Origin of the sequence: Metabacillus sp. KUDC1714, assembly GCF_014217835.1 — a bacterium.
In the GTDB taxonomy this organism is placed as follows: domain Bacteria; phylum Bacillota; class Bacilli; order Bacillales; family Bacillaceae; genus Metabacillus; species Metabacillus rhizosphaerae.
Genome location: NZ_CP055263.1, coordinates 3,655,477 through 3,677,027 on the forward strand (window position 1 = coordinate 3,655,477; position 21,551 = coordinate 3,677,027).

General features: G+C 37.3%; 16 protein-coding genes. 13 read left to right on the forward strand and 3 right to left on the reverse strand.

Annotation, left to right across the window (positions count from 1 at the left end):
• Nucleotides 1-297: 297 nt before the first annotated feature.
• The 4 genes from HUW50_RS16790 to HUW50_RS16805 all read left to right on the forward strand — a co-directional run bounded on the left by HUW50_RS16790 (nucleotide 298) and on the right by HUW50_RS16805 (nucleotide 6,256).
• Nucleotides 298-2,883, forward strand: a complete 2,586-nt coding sequence (locus HUW50_RS16790) for a glycosyl hydrolase (RefSeq protein ID WP_066325408.1) — start codon at nucleotides 298-300, stop codon at nucleotides 2,881-2,883.
• Nucleotides 2,884-3,087: 204 nt separating this feature from the next.
• Entirely contained in the window at nucleotides 3,088-3,360 is a 273-nt protein-coding gene (locus HUW50_RS16795) for a YhdT family protein (protein ID WP_066325409.1), read from the forward strand.
• Entirely contained in the window at nucleotides 3,357-4,805 is a 1,449-nt protein-coding gene (gene panF / locus HUW50_RS16800) for a sodium/pantothenate symporter (protein WP_066325410.1), read from the forward strand. Before HUW50_RS16795 ends, panF begins: the two co-directional genes overlap by 4 nt.
• Before the next feature lie 245 nt (nucleotides 4,806-5,050).
• Nucleotides 5,051-6,256 carry an MFS transporter gene (locus tag HUW50_RS16805; protein WP_157094279.1) on the forward strand — a complete coding sequence of 402 codons (1,206 nt, stop codon included), beginning with the start codon at nucleotides 5,051-5,053 and terminating at the stop codon, nucleotides 6,254-6,256.
• A 62-nt stretch (nucleotides 6,257-6,318) separates the two neighbouring features.
• On the opposite strand, the gene HUW50_RS16810 is transcribed toward HUW50_RS16805, so the two are convergent.
• The 3 genes from HUW50_RS16810 to sigH all read right to left on the reverse strand — a co-directional run bounded on the left by HUW50_RS16810 (nucleotide 6,319) and on the right by sigH (nucleotide 8,435).
• A complete protein-coding gene (locus HUW50_RS16810; RefSeq protein ID WP_185653060.1) occupies nucleotides 6,319-6,750 on the reverse strand; it encodes an SRPBCC family protein in 432 nt (143 codons plus the stop codon).
• Between the two features lie 8 nt (nucleotides 6,751-6,758).
• Nucleotides 6,759-7,559 (reverse strand): helix-turn-helix domain-containing protein, encoded by an 801-nt coding sequence (locus tag HUW50_RS16815; RefSeq protein ID WP_185653061.1) that lies wholly within the window; start codon nucleotides 7,557-7,559, stop codon nucleotides 6,759-6,761.
• 228 nt (nucleotides 7,560-7,787) lie between these two features.
• The gene (sigH, locus tag HUW50_RS16820) at nucleotides 7,788-8,435 is read right to left on the reverse strand and encodes an RNA polymerase sporulation sigma factor SigH (protein ID WP_066325415.1); all 648 of its coding nucleotides are present in this window, start codon (nucleotides 8,433-8,435) and stop codon (nucleotides 7,788-7,790) included.
• Between the two features lie 521 nt (nucleotides 8,436-8,956).
• On the opposite strand from sigH, the gene HUW50_RS16825 reads away from it, so the two are divergent.
• The 9 genes from HUW50_RS16825 to HUW50_RS16865 all read left to right on the forward strand — a co-directional run bounded on the left by HUW50_RS16825 (nucleotide 8,957) and on the right by HUW50_RS16865 (nucleotide 21,430).
• Nucleotides 8,957-12,733, forward strand: a complete 3,777-nt coding sequence (locus HUW50_RS16825) for a DUF6359 domain-containing protein (protein ID WP_066325416.1) — start codon at nucleotides 8,957-8,959, stop codon at nucleotides 12,731-12,733.
• 159 nt (nucleotides 12,734-12,892) lie between these two features.
• The gene (locus HUW50_RS16830) at nucleotides 12,893-14,290 is read left to right on the forward strand and encodes a sigma-54 interaction domain-containing protein (protein ID WP_066325422.1); all 1,398 of its coding nucleotides are present in this window, start codon (nucleotides 12,893-12,895) and stop codon (nucleotides 14,288-14,290) included.
• Between the two features lie 12 nt (nucleotides 14,291-14,302).
• On the forward strand, nucleotides 14,303-15,154 hold the full coding sequence (gene ablB / locus HUW50_RS16835; RefSeq protein ID WP_066325425.1) for a putative beta-lysine N-acetyltransferase: 852 nt from the start codon (nucleotides 14,303-14,305) through the stop codon (nucleotides 15,152-15,154).
• 278 nt (nucleotides 15,155-15,432) lie between these two features.
• A complete protein-coding gene (gene kamA / locus HUW50_RS16840; RefSeq protein ID WP_066325429.1) occupies nucleotides 15,433-16,833 on the forward strand; it encodes a lysine 2,3-aminomutase in 1,401 nt (466 codons plus the stop codon).
• Between the two features lie 25 nt (nucleotides 16,834-16,858).
• Complete coding sequence (locus HUW50_RS16845) at nucleotides 16,859-17,131, forward strand: YokU family protein (RefSeq protein WP_066325431.1); 273 nt, start codon at nucleotides 16,859-16,861, stop codon at nucleotides 17,129-17,131.
• A 191-nt stretch (nucleotides 17,132-17,322) separates the two neighbouring features.
• Nucleotides 17,323-18,660, forward strand: coding sequence for an aspartate aminotransferase family protein (locus tag HUW50_RS16850; protein WP_185653062.1), 1,338 nt, complete (start codon nucleotides 17,323-17,325; stop codon nucleotides 18,658-18,660).
• 15 nt (nucleotides 18,661-18,675) lie between these two features.
• Entirely contained in the window at nucleotides 18,676-19,377 is a 702-nt protein-coding gene (locus tag HUW50_RS16855; protein WP_066326263.1) for a 3-oxoacid CoA-transferase subunit A, read from the forward strand.
• Nucleotides 19,378-19,460: 83 nt separating this feature from the next.
• Nucleotides 19,461-20,123, forward strand: a complete 663-nt coding sequence (locus HUW50_RS16860) for a 3-oxoacid CoA-transferase subunit B (RefSeq protein WP_066325436.1) — start codon at nucleotides 19,461-19,463, stop codon at nucleotides 20,121-20,123.
• A gap of 47 nt (nucleotides 20,124-20,170) precedes the next feature.
• Nucleotides 20,171-21,430: a peptidase gene (locus tag HUW50_RS16865; RefSeq protein WP_066326269.1), complete on the forward strand. Its 1,260-nt coding sequence runs from the start codon at nucleotides 20,171-20,173 to the stop codon at nucleotides 21,428-21,430.
• Nucleotides 21,431-21,551: the final 121 nt, after the last annotated feature.

Below are 21,551 nucleotides of genomic sequence, written 5' to 3' on the forward strand. Positions count from 1 at the left end.
CCTACTATTTTACTAACTTTATCGAATGCCTAATAAAATTATTGACTCAACATGAAAGCGCTATTATTATTAATGCTAGCAAATAATATATTTGTTAATGAGTAAGTGACTGGAGGGATGATTACAGGTATAGACAGTTGGATTGATTCCATTCTGAGGAAGTATCTTTCATGAGAAAGGTAAACATTACGACCTTTGAAAAGAGACATTTGTAAGAAAAGTAGAATGAAAGTCCATCAGACTATACCATTCTTACTAATTATGTTTTATTAAAACAAAGAAATGGGAGGTTTTTGAATGAACAAACCTAAAAAACAAGTAATTCCAGCACTTTTATCAATTCTTTTGTTATTCTCCATGGCGATCCCAACATATGCTAATCACCAGGAATCAGAGCCTGTTTCAACGAAAAAACAATCTCCAAGTTATGTTGATTTAGTAGATCAAAAGGCTACTAGTCAAACAAAATCACTTTTTGCGTATTTGGAGAGTGTTCGTGGAAATTCCATTTTGTTCGGTCATCAACATGCGACAACAGAAGGATCGACCATTTCTGTAAATGATGGGACAGAATCAGAGGTTAACAAGGCAGTTGGAGATTTTCCAGCAGTGTATGGCTGGGACACTTTAAGTCTTGAAGGAAAAGAAAAACCAGGAAAATGGGAAGGGACTCAAGCTGAAAACAGAGATGCATTAATTAATGTAATGAGAATTGCCTATGAAAAGGGTGGGGTTCTTAACTTAAGTGCCCATATGCCAAATTTCGTTACCGATGGCAGCTTTTACGATACAACAGGAAATGTTGTAACTCACATTTTACCTGGTGGTAATAAAAATCAGGAGTTCAATGAATACTTAGATATGATTGCTGATTTTGCTAACAATCTAAAAGATAATCAAGGAAATGCGATTCCGGTTGTTTTCCGTCCTTTCCATGAGCAAAATGGTAGTTGGTTCTGGTGGGGAGCAGCATTTACAACTCCAGCTCAGTATAAGGAAATCTATCGATATACGGTGGAATATTTACGAGATAAAAAGCGAGTACGTAACTTTTTATATGCGTTTTCTCCGGGGAGTCCATTTAATAATGAAGAAGCTAAATACTTAACAACCTATCCAGGTGATGACTATGTCGATATTCTAGGCTTTGATACGTATAACAATGGTGAAGGAACTGAATTATGGCTCAAACAGGTTGTTGAAGATGCTAAATTGATTTCAAAGATTGCCGATTCAAAAGGGAAAGTTGCAGCCTTTACTGAATTTGGTTATAGCAATATGAAAGTATCTGGGAATCCAGATATAGAGTGGTTTACAAGATTGTTAAATGCACTTAAGTCTGATTCAGATGCAAAACGAATGGCTTACATGTTAACATGGGCAAATTTCAGTGCTGAAGGTTCTTTTACACCTTTCCGTGACCACCGAACCTATGGTAATCATGAGTTACTAGACGATTTTATCGCATATTACAATGACAGTTATACAGGCTTTAACCGTGAAGTGAGTGGTGCTTATAATATTGAGGTAAAAACAACAAAGGAAGATGGTATCATTCATACAGCGTCACCAACTGATAAGGCGACGATTAAAAATGCAACAACAACTATTCGTGTTCGTGCTATCGATTCTACAGTATCGAAGGTTGTGTATTCTGTTGAAGGTTCAGATAAGGAATATACGCTCAAGTTTAATGCGAAAGAAAACTACTATATGGCTGACTGGCAGCCAAAGGCTAGTCAAAATGGGAAAACTGTTCAGATAACTGTAAAGGCATATTTAGGAAATGAAGTAGTGTATGAGGAACCGATTTCGGTGAATGTGGAAGCTAGCGATGTTGTAGCGAAAACCTATGATTTTGATTCTTCGATTGCAGGAATGACATCAGAGGGAACCTATCCTGAATCGATCTCAATGGAGTTAAGCCATGATAAAAAAACGCTGAACAATGGTGCAGTGAGGTTAGATGTAAATATTCCAGATGCTTCACAAACATGGCAGGAATTGAAGCTTAAAATGGAAAACCTAGAACTAACCAATGTTAATAAACTGAAGTATGATGTCTATCTCCCAATTGTAGGAAATGAATCAGCTACTATTCAAGGTGTAGCAACTGTTCCTCCTAATTCGTCAGAAAAATATGGAATGGGACAATCTAAACGATTAGCAGATTTGGAAAAAGTCAAGATCGGCAATGATGTTTACGGTAAATATCTAGCAGAAATCGATTTGAGCTCAGTTGAGGAGCTGGAAGCAGTAACAGAACTTGGGTTATCAATTGTAACAAGTAACTTAAATTATCAGGGGCCAATATTCGTTGATCATGTTCAATTATTGAATGATTATAAGGAGCCTGTTCTAGATCCGTTAGTTGTTGATGAATTTGAAGTCTATAATGGAAGTAATGCAAAGCTTGATGAAAAGTATACAGTTGCGTCACAAGGAGATCCGATAAAGCTTTCTCTTGATCAAGATCATAAAGAATCAGGGGATTATGGATTGAAATATGAATATAACCTCGGTGGCTCGGGTTATGGAGGTGTGACAAAAATACTTGGTGGTGTAGATTGGTCTGAACAAAATACATTGCAATTTTGGTATACTCCTGATGGGAATGACCAAAAGCTTGTTATCCAAGTAAAAGCAAATGATGTTTCCTTTGAAGCTTACCCTTCACTAGCAGGTGATGAACCACAACTCATCCAGATTCCATTCAGTACTTTTGTTGTGGCAACATGGGATACATCCCACACAGGTGAAAAATTAGATGCAGTGAATGCGAAGAAAGTTCAGGAGTTCTCTATATATGTAAATGCGAAAGAACCAGGAACGACTTTGTCTAGTGTGCTTTATTTTGATGATATTCGTGTTATAACGGAATAAGTTTTTAAACCCCGCTAGGTTCTTAGCGGGGTTTAATTTTAGAAGCTTATTTTTAGGGTGTTTTTACCTATAAAAGAACTACATTGTTGATGAAAAAAAGATAACAAGGTATGATATTCTTTTCTAATAATGGTGATAACTATTATCTTGTTTTTTCAAGTACTGCTTTAAGGAACATAAGATAAGTGAGTGAGGGGGATTAATATGAAAGATAAACGATTTAAAGTTGCCCATAAGGAAGCGAAAATAGGTATTGCACTTGTTATCTTTAATTTTATTTGGTGGTTCGGCTTTGCTTATGGATTAGGTTCTGGTGATCCAGCTCATTATAATTACATATTTGGACTACCTGAATGGTTTTTCTATAGTTGTGTATTAGGGTTTATTGTTATCGGGATTCTTGTTATTTTAGCTGTGAAATTTCTCTTTTCAGATGTACCTTTTGAAGACGAAGAGGAAAGTGGTGAACGTACTTGAATTGGGGAGTTATTTTTCCGTTATTATTATTTCTCATTGTAATTTTTTTAATTGGGTTTTGGGCAAACAAATTTGTTAAATCAACTGATTCATTTCTTCAAGAATATTTTTTAGGAGGAAGGCAGTTAGGTGGATTTGTTTTAGCGATGACAATGATTGCTACGTATGGAAGTGCTAGTAGCTTTATCGGAGGACCGGGTGTTGCTTATACGAGAGGGCTAGGATGGGTCCTTCTCTCAATGGCTCAGCTTTCGACAGGATATTTTGTCCTTATGGTGTTAGGTAAGAAGTTTGCGATTATGGCTCGGCAATATAAAGCGATCACCTTAATTGACTTTTTAAAGGAAAGATACCAGAGTCATGCGGTTGTAATCATTTCTGCAGTAAGTATTATTGTTTTTTTATTTTCAGCAATGGCTGCGCAATGGGTAGGCGGGGCAAGGCTGATAGAATCATTGACAGGGTTATCTTATACATCCGCATTGTTTATTTTTGCTGTATCTGTGCTTGTTTATGTCATTATTGGAGGATTTAGGGCAGTTGCGTTAACAGATGCGGTTCAAGGTGTCATTATGTTTATTGGAACTGCTGTGTTGTTAGTTGCTACAATAATTGCTGGCGGTGGAATCCCTAATATTATGGCTGACCTAGTGGCAGAGAATCCCAACTTAGTTTCGCCTTATGGGGCTGCTAGAGACTTAACACCACTTTATGTTTCTTCATTTTGGATATTAGTTGGAGTCGGGGTTGTTGGTCTTCCGCAAATTACGGTCAGAGCGATGTCCTATAAAAACTCTAAAGCAATGCATAAAGCGATTGTGATTGGTACGTTAGTCATTGGATTTATTATGCTGGGAATGCATTTAATCGGAGTGTTTGCGCGACCGATCTTGCCAGGAATTGAAGTGGGGGATACGGTTATGCCTACACTAACCTTGAAAGTTTTACCCCCATTACTTGCTGGACTTGTCCTTGCAGCACCAATGGCGGCAATTATGTCTACAGTAGACTCATTACTAATTTTAGTCAGTTCAGCCATAACAAAGGATATTTATTTGAATTACATTAACCCAAATGCATCAGAGGAACAAGTGAAAAGGACAAGTTTTTGGGTAACGACTATCATTGGCGTATCAGTTGTTTTGTTTGCATTAAGTCCGCCAGATTTACTAATATGGTTAAATCTGTTTTCATTTGGTGGATTAGAATCAGTGTTTATTTGGCCGGTCGTGTTTGGACTTTATTGGAGCAAAGGCAATAAGTATGGTGCAATTTCATCAATGATAATTGGGATGGGTTCTTATATTATGTTTGACCGTTTATTACCAAATGCACTAGGGATGCATACAGTCGTTTTACCGATTTTCTTATCTCTTATCGCTTATGTCATCGTAAGTTTAATTTCTCATAAATCTATTCGTACAAAAAAGGCCATTGATTTTTAATCACTGCCTTTTTCTTAATTGTTTACCTTATCACCTCATACTTAATTTTATGAATGGATCGTGATATGATATTCATGTAGTAGTTCTCTATTTTTAACTAATTAACTAAGTAAAATATTCAGAAGGTCTACAAGCCTTTTTGTGGAATAAATATAGAATGGTCTTTTTAAGAGTATGGAATTGTTCCTGAAAATAATTGTTATACGCTTACCGGTCATTCACAGCTAGAGAAGGGAGGAATCGAGTTGGAAAAGAAAGACGTTCCTGTTCTTTGGACGAAATCGTTTATTTTACTTATCATAGGAAACCTATTTCTATTTATGAGTTTTATGATGCTAATGCCAACCATGCCTCCTCAGGCGAAAGCGCTTGGTGCATCTGACTTACAGATTGGACTTGTCACATCACTTTTTGCTGTTGCAGCAATTTTTGTCCGGCCATTTGTTGGTTTTGTGTTAGAGTCCAATAGCCGTAAATGGCTTGTTGTTGTTGGAGCTGTAGTTCTACTAATTTTAACGATTAGTTACTCCTTTACATACATGATTCTACTATTCCTTGCGGTTCGTTTTATTCACGGGTTTGCCTGGGGAGTGTCAACAACCGTAAATGGTACAGTAGCGGTTGAACTAGTCCCTTCAAAGAGAATTGGTGAAGGAGTAGGGTATTTTGGCTTATCCGTAACTATTGGGATGATTGTTGCTCCTAGTGTGGGTATCTTTTTATATCAAAACTTTGGCTTTCAAACACTTATAATTGGTTCTGCAACACTAGGTATGATTGCGATTGTTACATTGGCACTCGGTAAGTATCATACTCCAAAGTCTGTTCAAGAAAAGACTTTTAATCCTAAGGAGTTTTCTTTTATTAGCGCTTTATTCGATAAAGATAGCTGGTTTCCAGCGGTTGTAACAATTCTATCTACATTTGGCTACGGAGCAATTGTTACATTTATCGTCATTTTTGGAGAAGAGCGTGGTATTGATCAAATCTTTTTATATTATTTCTGTAATGCGATTATGGCTACTATTGCTCGCCCTATTTCAGGGAAATGGTTTGATTCTAAGGGACCTTGGTCATTGATTGTTGTCTGTGCAGTGTTAACAATTGCAGGGCTGTGGGTTTTATCATACACTTATTCTGTTGGGATGCTTATTTTAGCAGGGTGTATATTTGGGGCAGGCTATGGATCAATGCTACCAGCACTCCAAGCTTGGGTATTATCAAAAACCAAGCCTGAGCAACGTGGTATTGCCAATGGCATGTATTATTCATCTATTGATTTAGGAATCGGTTTAAGTGCCATTCTTTTGGGTGTTGTATCTTCATATGTAGAATTAGGTACTGTCTTTCAAATTTCCAGTATTTGTTTTGTCATTGTCATAATGATGACAATGATTGATTACCGAAAACAAAAGCAAGTTAAGAAAAAACAATCAACAGCTACTGTTTAAAAATGTTAACGAATTACAAAAAGAAGGAGAGAACCAAGTGAAAATTGGTCCTCTCCTTCTTTTTAATTTCCCATTAATTTTTTAAGCCGCTTATAATCAGAGGTAACAGAGTGTTTGACCATTGCCTTCAATAAACCTTCAGCAACTTTAAAAAATTTACTTGCATCACCTTCGACAATAGCTGATACTTTTGTACCAGCAGCTTTAGGTTCAACAATCCGTGTTACCGTAATCGGGAATGAACTCTCAACACTATTAATTTTAATCAAATGATCTTTTTCAAACTGAATCACTTCAAAAGACGTATAAATTTTTTTACCTAAAAATGTAGCAACTTGTTCATACGTTGAGCCCTTTTGCAAAGGACCATCTGATGTAAAAGTAGCTTCAAGCATGCCACCTTGCCATTTAGGGTTGTTTTCAAAGTTTGCAATATAAGCAAAAATCTCTTGATGTGGTTTATTGATGTTAACCGACACATTTACTTTTATCATCTGATCACCTATGATTGTCTTTCTTCAGGAAGTTTGCCAGTTTCAACATACTCCTTTAAAAAGCTACCTAATAATTCCTCCCAGCCATGACTATGCATATCTTTCCAATTCGGATCTAGCAGACCTGCTGCTGTATGAGAAAGCTTTAATAAAGTAGAGTTTACTTTTTCCTCTAATTTAAATGAGTAAGCACTGTTAACCGCACCACGCATTCCTAATAAACCATTTAAACGAATTTCTTCGTAAGCTTTCACATACGTAACAGTCCCCCAAATTGCACCTTCGCCATTACCTGCATCTTCAAGAAAGCTTCCTCCGACTTTAGGATCAAGGGTCAATATAGACTCTTGTCCAAATAAACGATATGCCCACCATTGATTGATATCTTTCGTTAACGAAGTAAATACCGTTTGACGATCTGCCTCAATCATTACCTCTTGCTCAATTTGAAAAGTATCATGCTTTAATGCTTGTTCCATTTGTTCATTTCTCCTCTCAGCTACTTGTTTTAATTTTAAAATTGAAGCGACATCGCTTGCTTGATATTTACTTACCCAGCGATCGTACATCTGTTGAAGGGGGACGACATTTATGAAGTTTAGTCGTGTGCGACCCTCTCTTCGAATTAAAATTAAGCTTGCCTCTTCTAATAAATTTAAATGCTTCATTACTGCAAATCTCGTAACATCCTGAAAACAGTTATTTAGCTCACCTGTTGTTCTTGGTCCATCCTTTAAAAAGTCTAAGATTTGTCTTCTAATCGGATGACCAAGTGCTTTGAAAATGTTCGTAAGTTGCTCGTCAATCATGCTACTCATCCTTAATTTTAAAAATAAGTTACCATTTGGTCACATTTAATTCGTGACTAAATAGTAACATAAAAGGGGTTTGTAAAACAAATGGGAAAAAATGGTGAACTAACTCAACCCAATCTGCATGAAAAATGATTTATATGTAGGAGTATTTGCTTATTAAAAAAGGGGAATAAGGACATAAAAAAGACCGTCCACTGACAGTCCTGTACTAAAATATATTGATTAGATAGCCGTTTTTATTTCTAGGTGTCGTTCTAGTTTCCTTTTTACTCGCTGAAGAGCATTATCAATCGACTTTATATGAGTGTTTAATTCTTCAGAAATTTCCACATAGGATTGACCATCCATATATAAGGTCAACACTTTTCTTTCCAAATCACTAAGCAATTCTGCTATTTTTAGTTCGATATAAGCAGCTTTTTCTTGATTAATAATTACTGCTTCCGGATTCGTTATTTTTTCTCCAGAAATCATATCCATAAGTGTGTATTTTGATTCCTCATTAGAAAGAGGCTTGTCCAGGGATACATACGAATTTAGTGGTCCATGTTTTTGACGAGTTGCGGTTTTGATTGCCGTTATTATTTGTCGTGTGATACAAAGTTCAGCAAAACCATAAAAAGAGGCCATCTTGTCCTCTTTAAAGTCACGAATCGCTTTATATAAACCAATCATTCCCTCTTGAACAAGATCTTCTTTATCTGCACCAATTAAAAAATAGGGTCTTGCCTTCATACGAACAAAATTTTGATATTTATTTATTAAAAATGCCAATGCCTCACTATCTCCACTTTGAGCCATCTCTATCAAAATTTTATCACCAATCTTAGCATAATTATTACTCTGTTGTACTCCGATGTCTATACTCACTTATACCCCTCCACAATTAACTCTATCTGATTAATGTTAATAAACTGATAGAGAAATTTTTTCGATTTAAATACTAGTTATATAGAAAGTAAAAGCGCATAAATTAAATAACGCTTGTTTAATCTTGATATCATATAATCAATTCTACATCTAAACTAAATTATAAAGAACAATAATTAAAAACGTTGTCGAAATATAATAGTGTTTAAAAAAAATTAGAACATCTATGTATTATGACATGTAAAGTTCGCATCATTGGGTTTTATTTTTAATAAAAACTAGATTTCCCATCTAATATAGGAGTATCAGGATTTTAATTAGTTTATCAAATAAGGGAAAAGGAAATAATTTAAAAACAGCATCATCGACGAGAAAAAACAAATATTTTCAAAGTCTAGTAAATTCGACTCGTTTTTTGTTTATTAAATGTATTTCTATGAAATTTTACATTCTATTTACAATACCTAAACAATACTATTGTAAGTTTAGACATGTATGAAAACAAATTAGGAGGCGAAATAATGGGGGATAAAGGAGTATATAGGATTCTATCATTTTTCATGATTCTAGCATTAGTACTACCAAGTCTGTTATTAAATTTTACACCAGAAGTAAAAGCGGAGGAAGCACCACGTACTGTTGCAGAGGCTATTGCAAGTAATTCAAGTATTGAGAATGTAACTGTAGAAGGATATATCATAGGATATACGACTGGCACAACTTCATTTGATTTTGAAGCACCGTTTGCTGGTAATACGAATATTGCGATAGCAGATGTATCCTCGGAAAAAGATGGCGCTAAAATTATGCCAGTACAGCTCCCTAGTTCCCCTAGTACTATTAGAGAAAACTTTGGACTAGTAACAAATCCTAGTATTGTTGGGAAAAAGGTTAGAATCACTGCAAAAATCGAAACCTATTTTTCTAAACCAGGTCTGAAATCACTAACCTCTATAGAATTTGTGGATGGAACTGACCCAGTTGATCCAGAGCCTGTAACACCAGGTGAACCTATTTCAATTGCGGATGCCCGGACAAAAACAGGACAAGAAGTGACCGTCATAGGTACAGTTACGGCTGACAATTCGGCTATTGGTGGTGGTAGATTATCTACATATATTCAAGATGAAACAGCGGGTATAAACATTTTTGCGTTAAATTCAGCTAGTTTTCCAGAATTAACTGAAGGCAAGCAAATTAAAATTACCGGTACGATTACTTCGTATAAGGGCTTAACCGAAATTGCACCAATCGCAAATGGGATTGAAGTTTTATCAGAAAATAATCAATTGCCACAAGCGAATGAAATGACATTAATAGATTTAAATAATGAAAGTATAGCAGAGCCAAAAGAAGGACAAATTGTTAAAGTAAAAGGTTATGTTAACAGTGTTCCAAGTTCACCTGCTGGTGGCGGATACAATGTTTCTGTAATTGACGAAGAATTTAATAGTACAACAATTCGAATTATGGAAGCAACGAGTGCGATTTCAGCAGTGGAAGCTGGAAAATGGTATGAATTTACCGGCGTGTTAAGTCAATATGATTCATACCAGGTATTACCTCGTAAGCAAGGGGATATTCAATTACTAGATCCACAACCAGAAGCACCACAATCTGCTGGAGAGTATTCTTCTACAGTGAAAAGTGTTGTTGATGGTGACACGATTCATTTAGAAACACCTGTTTTAGGATCAACAAAGGTTCGATATGTAAACATTGATACACCAGAAACCTATCATTCTCCACAAAATGAAGCAGATCAAAATCAATTAGATCATGGAAACAAAGCCAAAGCTTATTTAAATGAGCTTTTAAAGCCTGGTGATGAGGTTATTGTTAAACTTGGAGATGAAGTTACAGATGATTATGGGCGTTTATTAGCACAAGTCATTCGAAAAAGCGATAATTTGAACACAAACTTAGAGATGGTGAAAAAAGGATATGCATCAACTTACTTTATATGGCCAGTAGGTAATGAAGCTGATTACAATATGTTTCAAACAGCGGTAAAAGAAGCAAAAGCTGCAGGATTAGGCATTTGGAATCCAAATGATCTGTTAATGGAATTACCTTTTGCCTTCCGTGCGAGAGAAGAAGGGAAAGGGTTTACTAGATTTGTAGGAAACTCAGATACAAAGAAATATGTGACTCCAGAAGAATGGGAGAATGTACCGGTAGAAAAAAGAATTTTCTTTGCAAGTGCACAAGAAGCAGAAGTAAATGGCTATTCTGCAGGTAGTGGCAATGAAGAAGCTGACAATATTAGTGTTCAGTTATTAGGTGTGAATGACCTTCACGGTAAAGTAGATATTACGGGAACCGTAAGTGGTGTGAACTACGGCCGTATGGATTATCTAGCAGCACACTTACGTCAGCGTGAAACAACAAATCCGAATACTTTAATTGTCCATGCTGGTGATATGGTTGGTGGAAGCTCACCTGTATCTGCCCTATTACAAGACGAGCCAACAGTTGAAATGATGGAATCCATTGGATTTGATGTAGGTACTGTAGGAAACCACGAGTTTGATGAAGGTGTCGATGAAATGATGCGACTTATTAATGGAGGTGACCATGAAAATGGGACACCAAATTATGATGGAATTGACTTTCCTATGGTTGCAGCAAACGTAGAGTATAAAGAATCAGGTTCCTTAGTTTTGGATCCTTACGCAATTAAAGAAGTAGATGGGGCGAAAATTGGCTTTATTGGGGTAGCGACTGTCGATACACCAAACATGATCATTTCAAAAGGAAATGAGCATATTCAATTCACAGACGAAGCGGAAGCTATAAACAAATACGTACCAGAGCTTCAAGAACAAGGTGTTGAAGCCATCGTCATTTTGGCGCATGTACCTGGAAACCAATCAGGTGAAACTGCTTCTGGTGATATCGCAAGCATCGCAACGAAAGTAAATGATGCAGTTGACGTTATTTTTGCAGCACATAACCATGTAAAGCTAAATGCTGTTGTTGATAATAAATTGATTGTCCAAGCATGGGAATATGGAAAAGCATTTTCTGATATTGAGCTTGAAATCGATCGTTTATCAGGTGATATCGTAAAAAAATCTGCTGATATTGTGGATGTTGTTCAAACTGACATTACTCCAGATACAGAAGTGAAAGCCATTTTAGATAATTATTTAGAAGCAGTAGGTCCTAAACTAAACGAAGTAATTGGGGTAGCAGAATCAGAAATGGCCGGAGGATATACACAAAAAGGATTAATTGGTGACAATGCACTTGGAAACTTAATTGCAGATGGTATGGCTGCAGCAATGGATAGTGACTTCGCCTTAATGAATGGTGGGGGGATCCGTGATGATCTAAATGCGGGTGAGATAACATGGAATGAACTATTCAACATCCAACCATTCGGCAACACATTGGTTAAACTTGAAGTAACAGGTTCAGATATGCGAGCGATTATCAATAGCCAATTTAGCAGCTACGGTCCTGACGTAAGTATTGCTGGGTTTAGCTATACATGGGATAGCATAAAGGGATCCTATGGTGAAGTGATTGATATGTATTTACCAGATGGTTCAAAGCTAGATCCAGATAAGACATATACTGTTACGGTAAATAACTATATGTACCCTCATACTAGTGACAAATACCGTATTGCTGAGCTTGGTGAAAATCCTGTACAAGGTCAAGAAGACTTACAGGCTACAGTTGATTATGTGAAAAGTATCGAAGGGTCGATTGAGTATACCGCGGAAGGTCGTATTTCGGAAGATTTCACAGCACCAGTAACGACACATACTTTAACAGCACCAGATAAAGACAATGGTGAATACTCAGAAGAAGCAGGAATAACTCTAACTGCTTCAGATGCTGGTGTTGGTTTAGGGCATATTGAATACAAACTAAATGATGGTCAATGGACAACATATGAACAGTCTATCACCGTAAAAGATGAAGGTGAAAACACTTTATCTTATCGTGCGATTGATAAGGTTCATAATGTTGAAGATACGAAGACAGTAACATTTTTAATTAAACAGCCAACGATTGATGATGTGAGAAAACTCATAAAAGAAAAAGATTTAAATTTCGGATTAGAACGGGCTCTTTCCATTCAAATTGGAAGGGTTGAAAATAACCTAGAGTTAGCTGAGAGGTATCCTCAATTTGAGGAACTTTTTACAAACCGTGCAATTTCTATTCTTGGCACTTTGTCAAAAATGGTTAAACACTTACCGAAAAAGCAAATATCAGATCAAGAGAAGCAAGAAATTGCAGATCTTCTAGATGAAGTTATTTTTAGTATCGAAGATAAATAACAAATAAGTTTTTGGACTACTAGTCTTATTACTAGTAGTCTTTTTCTATACTTAAAGGGGATAAGAATAGTTGTAAAAAGTTTTTAATATCAATAGATATAAAGATGAAGTTCTAGTGAGAGATCTTTCTCTTTCTAGAAAGAATTGAGGTGTCCTCATATGTTTTTAGAGTCTTTTGAAACAAAGCAAATGCTTGAAGCAATTTTAGGAAGTATTGACGAAGCGATTCATGCCGTTAACTCTGAAGGCATAACGATTTTTTATAATAAGGTCGCTGCAATTCATGACGGAGTCGAGATTGATGAAGTACTTGGGAAGCATGTACTTGATGTATTTCCATCATTAACAAGTCAAACAAGCACGCTTTTGAAAGTCATCGAAACCGGAAAACCGATCTACCAGCAATCTCAAACCTATAAAAATAGTAAAGGACAATTAATTGATACAGTAAACACAACGATACCGATACATGTAGGGGAACGAAATGTTGGAGCGGTTGAGATTGCAAAGGATTTATCAAGGGTAAAACAATTAGCTGAGAAGCTTATTGAGCTTCAACAAAAAGTGAATAATAAAAAAGCGAAACCGTCATCTACTTCAGGAGCAACATATAAATGGGATGATCTTATTACGAACTGTGATTCAATGAAAAATGTAAAGATGTTAGGAAAACGGGCTGCAGAAAGTTCATCTCCTGTAATGATATACGGTGAAACAGGGACAGGAAAAGAATTACTTGTTCAGTCTATTCACAATGAATCCTCGCGTAAAAATAGACCGTTTATCGCACAAAACTGTTCATCTTTACCAGAATCCTTACTAGAAAGTATATTATTTGGAACGAAAAAAGGTAGCTTTACGGGGGCTGTTGATCGAGCTGGTTTGTTTGAACTTGCCCATGGTGGTACGCTATTTCTTGATGAAATTCATACGATGCCATTAGACTTTCAAACAAAGCTTTTACGTGTACTAGAGGATGGGATAATTAGGAGAGTTGGGGGCATTGAGTCGTATGTCGTTGATGTGAGAATCATTGTTGCAATGAATGAGCATCCATTTGAGTGTATCGAAAAGAAGCTATTACGTTCTGATTTATATTTCCGCTTGAATGTCTTTTTTATTGAGCTCCCACCCTTAAGAGAAAGAAATGGGGATATCCCTATATTGGTGGATCATTTTATTAAAAAGTATAACTATCTCCTCAATAAGCTCGTCATCAATGTTGATCAAAAGGTACTTGCCAAGCTTGAAAAACATCATTGGCAAGGGAATGTCCGTGAATTAGAGCATACAATTGAATATGCAGTGAATATGACAGACGGTGACATGATGACATTGAATGATTTGCCCGCTTTTTTTAAAGAATCGGCAACAGACGAAAGGATTAACTTAAAGCCATTAAGAGTAACTGTTGAACAGACTGAAAAAAGGCTAATTCAACAGGCATTAAGAGTAACGAAAGGAAATGTCCTCAAAGCCTCATCCATCTTAGAACTCCCAAGACAAACACTTCAATATAAAATGAAAAAGTACAGTATTCAAGCAGAACAAACATAGAGGAGGGTGGGCATGAAACCAGCCTATGAAACGAAAAGTATAAAAACCTTGGATTATTCAGTCCTGCTTTATCTTGATTTTTTTAATGAACGACTACGTGTCGATAATTACCGGGGAAATATGTCAAGGATACTTCATGAGCTTAATCAAATACTCGACAAAAACTCGTTTACGAAAGTTATCTTTTTTGCAAGACCTGAGCATTGGCAGCAATTATTAACAAGAGGATTTGAACTAGAAGCGATAATTAAAGGTTTTTTCAATGGCACGGACAATTATGTAATGACCTGTTACAAAGAGATTAGCCGAAGAACGAATAAATATTGGATACAAGAAGATACAATCCTTCATACAATCCAGGAAAAGGAAAGAAAACAAATAGAAGCGACGATACCTGATCACTATCATTTCCGAAAAGCAACCAGTTTAGACGCGAAGAAGCTTGCCGAGCTTTATGCTTTGGTGTTTGAAATTTATCCAACTCCGATGAATGATCCAAAATATGTAAAAAGTATGATTGAGGCCGGAACCATTTTCTATATTGTTGAATGTGACAAACAGCTTGTCAGTGCAGCTTCAGCAGATATAAATCGTGTTTTTCATCATGCTGAAATAACCGATTGTGCGACATTACCTGAACATAGAAAATATGGATTGATGAAAAAACTACTTATTCATCTCGAAGCAGATCTAAAGAGTAGCGGCATTTTTTGTGCATTTTCGATTGCACGAGCCCTTTCGTTTGGGATGAATGCAGCTTTTTATCAGCTTGGCTATCAGTACAACGGAAGATTAACGAACAACTGCTATATTTTTGATAAATTAGAAGACATGAATGTTTGGGTAAAGGATCTGTCCGGATAGGTGAAAAAATATAGAAAAAAGTAAAATGCCAGTTTTTAAGCACAATGCCAATTTTCAGGCAGGATAGATGTAGAACAAATATAAGAGATCTGCCAGTTATTCGGCAGTTATACTCAGTTACATGTACCACCTTAGGTTTATTTATAAGATGGTACGATTCAATTGTCATGACTCTCAACTTTTTCGAAGAGCTTTCATAGGATTATCCCCCCCTTTTAAGTTGTTGGCACGATTCTTGCAATATAATTTGTGAACAGCAAACTAAGGGGGAATCTAACATGTTACATGATTTATATAAACCGAAACGGCATTGGAAAGACATTGGATTATGGAAGGATGTTCCAGAGGGAAAATGGAATGATTGGATTTGGCAGTTAACAAATACGATTCGCACACTTGATGACTTAAAAAAGGTTATTGACTTAACACCTGAAGAAGAAGAAGGAGTACGAATTTCTACAAAAACAATTCCACTAAATATTACCCCATACTATGCAGCTTTAATGAACCAAACTGATGTAAGATGTCCAATTAGAATGCAATCCGTTCCGATAGGGGAAGAAATACACAAAACGAAATATGATTTGGAAGACCCGCTTGAAGAGGATGAAGATTCACCTGTTGCAGGCCTAACACATCGATACCCTGATCGTGTTTTGTTTCTCGTCACAAACCAATGCTCAATGTATTGTCGTTATTGTACCAGAAGACGCTTTTCGGGTCAGATTGGCATGGGCGTTCCGAAAAAACAGCTAGATGGAGCGATTGACTATATTCGCAATACACCAGAAGTTCGCGATGTATTACTTTCAGGTGGAGACGGATTATTAATTAATGACAACATTCTTGAATATATTTTAAAAAACCTAAGAGAAATTCCACACGTCGAAATTATCCGAATTGGCACAAGAGCGCCAGTTGTCTTCCCACAGAGAATTACGGAAAATCTCTGCTCAATATTAAAAAAATATCATCCAGTTTGGCTTAATACCCATTTCAATACGTCAATTGAAATTACGGAAGAATCAAAACGTGCTTGTGAAATGCTCGTTGATGCAGGAGTCCCTGTTGGCAACCAGGCAGTTATTTTAGCGGGTATAAACGACAGTGTTCCAATTATGAAAAAACTAATGCATGATTTAGTGAAAATTCGTGTCCGTCCATATTATATTTATCAATGTGATTTATCTGAGGGGATTGGACATTTCCGAGCACCGATATCAAAAGGGCTTGAGATTATTGAGGGGTTACGTGGACACACAAGTGGATATGCAGTACCAACCTTTGTCGTCGATGCACCTGGTGGTGGAGGTAAAATTACTTTACAGCCAAATTATCTGATTTCTCAAAGTCCTACAAAGACAGTTTTACGCAATTTTGAAGGTGTTATTACCACTTACCCAGAACCAGAAAATTATGTTGCTGGGCGTGCAAATGATTATTTTAATGGAATTTATCAAAGCCACGATATGAAACCAACGAAAACAGGAATTAGTGGCTTATTAAATGATGAGCAATTTAATCTTGTTCCAGATTCACTTGATCGCTATGATCGCAGACAGAGTTTTCAACAAAGCCCAACTTATTCAACATTGAAAGAGAAGCGTGAAAAGCGTGATGAATTAAAAGAGAAAAAGTATCAAGCACAACTAAAAAAGGAAAACAAAGACACGGAGTAACTAACTTAGGAGGTGTGTGAATGACATGAACTGTGAATGGTGTGATGAGTCAACAGTCGAAGAAATCACCTGTACCGTTTATTGGGAACTTCCAGATGGAACACGTGCAATTGAAATAACCGAAACACCTGGAATGAAGTGTTCTTCATGTGGAATGGAATATCAATCAGAAGATACGATTGAGGCGCTCGAAGATCAGCTTTTATTAATTGATACGAGTAAGCTTGGAAAAGAAGTTTCTTATGAATCATTGATGGCTCAACCGAAATTGTTAAAAAGAAATTATTTTAAATTTTAGTTTAAGCTAATTTGTAGCTTCAGTGCGGTTGAGAAATATGCCTAAAATTGTAGATTGGTCGATATCTTGTTGATGTCGGACAATAAAAATAAAAACTAGATAATAAAACGGTATGTTTAGACAATAAAAACATCACATTCAGACAATATATCTTAATTATGAAAACCGCAAAGTTGAAAGAGGTGATTCGTATGAAACGTTCGTTATTGATTAAACCAATGATGAATGACATGTACCCAACTGCTACCCATGGTGATGGGATCTATCTGTATGATGATACTGGAAAGAGGTATATAGATGGGTCCTCAGGTGCTGTCACAGCAAGTATTGGTCATCGGGTGCCTGAAATTATTGAAGCGATGCATGAGCAAGCAAAAAAGATCTCCTTTGTGTATCGTTCACAATTTACATCAGAGCCAGCAGAGAAGCTCGCCCGAAAATTAAATGAGCTAGTAGATGCCAATCAGGACTATTGGTCATTCTTCGTCAATAGTGGCTCTGAGGCAACAGAAACGGCGATGAAGATTGCCATCCAGCATTGGCAGGAGCAGGGAGATTTTCGGAAACATAAAATTCTATCACGCTGGGTAAGTTATCACGGCATCACGCTTGGAGCCTTGTCAATGTCAGGGCATGTCAAACGACGGGAACGGTTTGTACCATTATTAGAAGACTTCCCAAGCGTATCACCTCCATATTGTTACCGCTGTCCATTTAAGCAAATATATCCTGATTGTCAGTTGTTTTGTGCCAATGAATTAGAAACAGCGATTACCCGGATCGGTGCCGAGCATATTGCAGCATTTATTGCTGAACCAATTATAGGTGCTGCTGGTGGTGTCATTGTTCCACCAAAAGGCTATTATCAACAATTATCAGACATTTGTGAACGAAATAACATTTTATTTATTGCTGATGAAGTGATGACAGGCATTGGCCGTACCGGGAAAATGTTAGGGATGGATCATTGGGGAATAAAGCCTGATATTATCGCTCTTGGAAAGGGAATGAGTGCAGGCTATACAGCGATCGCAGCTTCGCTTGCTAGTGAGAAGGTTATGAAACCCATTTTACTTGGTTCAGGGTCGATTATGAGCGGTCATACCTATAGCGCTAATCCGCAATCGGCTGCGGTTGCCTTAGCGGTACTTGAATATATAGAAACGAATAGATTGGTAGAAAAAGTGGAAGAAAGTGGCGTCTACTTGCTACAAAAGCTACAAGAACTAAAAAACAGGGTTGACATAATTGGTGATGTTCGTGGAAAAGGTTTAATGATTGGTGTGGAGTTTGTCGCCGATCACAAGACAAAGCAACCGTTTAGTGCAAAAGCTGACATTACAAGTAAAGTTGTTGAAAAAGCTAGAGACAAAGGACTGCTTATTTATCCGGCATCTGCGGGGAACGAGGGAGCTAATGGTGATGCAGTGATAATTTCTCCGCCGTTTGTCATTACAAAACCAGAAATGGATCAATTAGTTGATATTTTCAAAGAAACGCTACTTGAGGTTCAGCATGACCTTAGTTAGGGGGATGAGGATGTGATGACAACACCTCCAAAGAGATCAATCAATAAAGTTGGCAGCATTGAAGATGCAATGGTCCATATCCAAGATGGATGTACCATCATGTTCGGCGGATTCGGAGGAATCGGTAATCCTCCAACAGTTATAAATGGAATCCTTGAAAAAGGAGTTAACGATTTAACCTTGATTGGAAATGATAGCGGATTTCCTGACATCGGAATTGGCCGGCTGGTGAGTCAAGGTAGAGCAAATAGACTAATCGTTTCACATATTGGCTCAAATCCAGTCGCAGGTCAATTAATGATGGAGGGGAAAATGGAGGTTGAATTTTCACCACAAGGAACTTTAGCTGAACGGATTCGTGCGGGCGGCGTTGGTCTCGCTGGGATTTTAACAGATATTGGGCTTGATAGTATGGTAGAGGAAGGGAAGCAAAAGGTGACGGTTAACGGCCGGGAGTATTTACTTGAATCAGCACTAACAGCTGATATCGCAATTGTCTACGCGAAAAAGGCCGATACTTTTGGCAATCTAATCTATGAAACGAGCGCCCGTAACACCAACCCATTAGTAGCAATGGCAGGGAGATATACAATTGCCGAGGTCGAAGAAATTGTTGAGATAGGTGAGCTTGATCCAGAAAGGATCGTTACACCAGGGATATATGTGGATCTTGTTGTACAGAGTTCTGGGGTTGATTGGAAGTGGGCGTGGGAATAAGTGAGTGCCTGTCACCACCCGAGTTTTGTAAGAAATTGTCGAAGAAAGGCAGTGTAGAACTTTGTGCATAGGAGTGATAGGAAATGAGCATGGGTCATGATATAAGAAACCGAATTGCAAAACGAGCAGCAAAGGAAATTAAAGACGGCATGATTGTCAATTTAGGAATTGGGATTCCTTCACTAGTTCCTAATCACCTTTCACATAACGTTTATGTGATGTTCCATGCGGAGAATGGAATACTTGGAATGGGTAAATCACCAGATAAGGGTGAAGAGGATCCAACATTATGTAATGCTGGAGGATTTCCAGTAACAATTGTCCCTGGGGCTTCTTATTTTGACAGTGCTACTGCATTTGGGATGATTCGTTCAGGTTATTTGGATATAACGATACTTGGTGGGCTTGAAGTAAGTGAAAAAGGTGATTTGGCAAATTGGATTGTTCCAGGAAAAAGAGTACCGGGAATTGGTGGGGCGATGGAGCTTGCTAAAAAAGCGAAAAAAGTAATTGTGGTGATGAATCATTGTAATAAAAAAGGTGAACCGAAAATTTTGAAGACCTGTACTTTGCCTTTAACCGCAAAAGAGTGTGTCAGTATGATCATTACAGATATGGCTGTAATTGAAGTAACAGATAAGGGGCTGTTATTAAAAGAAGTTATGGCACCCTTTACAGCAGAAGAAGTCACGCTTAAAACGGACGCACCATTGATGATTTCTGAAGAGATCAAAACTGTTACCTAAATTGGAACTCTTATAAGGAGGAGAGTAGAGTGAGTGATGAGCGTTCAATGTTACAAACTCAGATTAATCAATGGCTAACATCTAACCGAGAACATGGTGTCAAGCTCCTACAGAAATTAGTGCAAGCTGATAGTATACAGGGAAATGAACAGCAAGCACAAAAGGTTGTCATTAAAACATTGCATAAAATTGGATTAAAGGTTGATGTCTGGGAGCCTGATGGGAACGAATTAAGCAAACATCCTGATTTTTCCTCGTCTCGGCAGGAGTTTATTGGCAGTCCAAATGTTGTCGGCATTTTAAAAGGAACAGGTGAAGGACGTTCCCTTATATTAAATGGTCATATAGATGTTGTTCCTGAAGGAGACTTAGAACAATGGGAACATGCCCCTTATAGTGGAAAAATCATTGATGGGAAACTATATGGACGTGGTGCCACCGATATGAAAGGTGGCAATGTTTCACTTCTTTTAGCTTTATCTGCGCTTCGTGCCCTTGGAATTCCTTTAAAAGGAGATGTTATTTTTCAAAGTGTGATTGAGGAGGAAAGCGGCGGTTTAGGCACATTGGCTGCAATTTTACGAGGTTATAAGGCAGATGCGGCGATTATTCCCGAACCGACTAATATGAAAATCTTCCCTAAACAACAAGGGTCAATGTGGTTTCAAATTCAAGTGAAAGGCCTTTCAGCTCATGGCGGTACACGCTATGAAGGTGTAAGTGCAATTGAAAAAGCATTTCTTGTTGTAGAACATATTCGCGAGCTAGAAAAACGTAGAAATGAGAGGATTAATGACCCGCTATATAGTAACATTCCAATCCCAATTCCGATCAATATTGGAAAAATTGCGGGCGGAGATTGGCCCTCATCTGTTGCTGATCGTGTGAAGCTAGAAGGGCGAATGGGTATCTCTCCTGAGGAATCGATGGAAGAAGCAAAACATGAGATGGAAAGCTGGCTCTTAACATTAAAAGAACTGGATCCATGGTTTAATGAACATCCCGTTACTCTCGACTGGTTTGGTGCAAGGTGGGTTCCAGGTGCAATTGACATCGAGCATGTATTAGTTGAAAAATTGACATCTTGCTATCAAAAGGTTTTAGGTTTTGCACCAATTGTTGAAGCATCTCCATGGGGGACAGACGGAGGTCTATTAACTAAGGTTGGATTTACTCCAACAATCGTTTTTGGACCGGGTGTAACTGAAAAAGCACATTTTCCAAATGAATATATTGAAATTGACAAAGTGTTTGAAGTTGCAGAGATAATTGCATTAACCATTGTTGATTGGTGTGAAGTAGGATAAGTGAAGATGTTTACCTATTTTATAAATTCATTAGCCCTTGATTATTCCATGTGGAGTCCATTAAAAGTAAAAAAAGAAACTAACAGCCTACAGTAAATAGTTGTTTTTGCATACGGGTATG

Bases quoted from the DNA above. Each gene is read 5' to 3' on its own strand.
- ablB (WP_066325425.1), top strand. From the start codon at position 14,303: ATGAAACCAGCCTATGAAACGAAAAGTATAAAAACCTTGGATTATTCA.
- HUW50_RS16845 (WP_066325431.1), top strand. From the start codon at position 16,859: ATGAACTGTGAATGGTGTGATGAGTCAACAGTCGAAGAAATCACCTGT.
- HUW50_RS16860 (WP_066325436.1), top strand. From the start codon at position 19,461: ATGAGCATGGGTCATGATATAAGAAACCGAATTGCAAAACGAGCAGCA.
- HUW50_RS16825 (WP_066325416.1), top strand. From the start codon at position 8,957: ATGGGGGATAAAGGAGTATATAGGATTCTATCATTTTTCATGATTCTA.
- HUW50_RS16855 (WP_066326263.1), top strand. From the start codon at position 18,676: ATGACAACACCTCCAAAGAGATCAATCAATAAAGTTGGCAGCATTGAA.
- HUW50_RS16815 (WP_185653061.1), bottom strand. From the start codon at position 7,559: ATGATTGACGAGCAACTTACGAACATTTTCAAAGCACTTGGTCATCCG.
- HUW50_RS16865 (WP_066326269.1), top strand. From the start codon at position 20,171: ATGTTACAAACTCAGATTAATCAATGGCTAACATCTAACCGAGAACAT.
- HUW50_RS16830 (WP_066325422.1), top strand. From the start codon at position 12,893: ATGTTTTTAGAGTCTTTTGAAACAAAGCAAATGCTTGAAGCAATTTTA.
- HUW50_RS16795 (WP_066325409.1), top strand. From the start codon at position 3,088: ATGAAAGATAAACGATTTAAAGTTGCCCATAAGGAAGCGAAAATAGGT.
- HUW50_RS16810 (WP_185653060.1), bottom strand. From the start codon at position 6,750: ATGATAAAAGTAAATGTGTCGGTTAACATCAATAAACCACATCAAGAG.
- HUW50_RS16850 (WP_185653062.1), top strand. From the start codon at position 17,323: ATGAAACGTTCGTTATTGATTAAACCAATGATGAATGACATGTACCCA.
- HUW50_RS16790 (WP_066325408.1), top strand. From the start codon at position 298: ATGAACAAACCTAAAAAACAAGTAATTCCAGCACTTTTATCAATTCTT.
- kamA (WP_066325429.1), top strand. From the start codon at position 15,433: ATGTTACATGATTTATATAAACCGAAACGGCATTGGAAAGACATTGGA.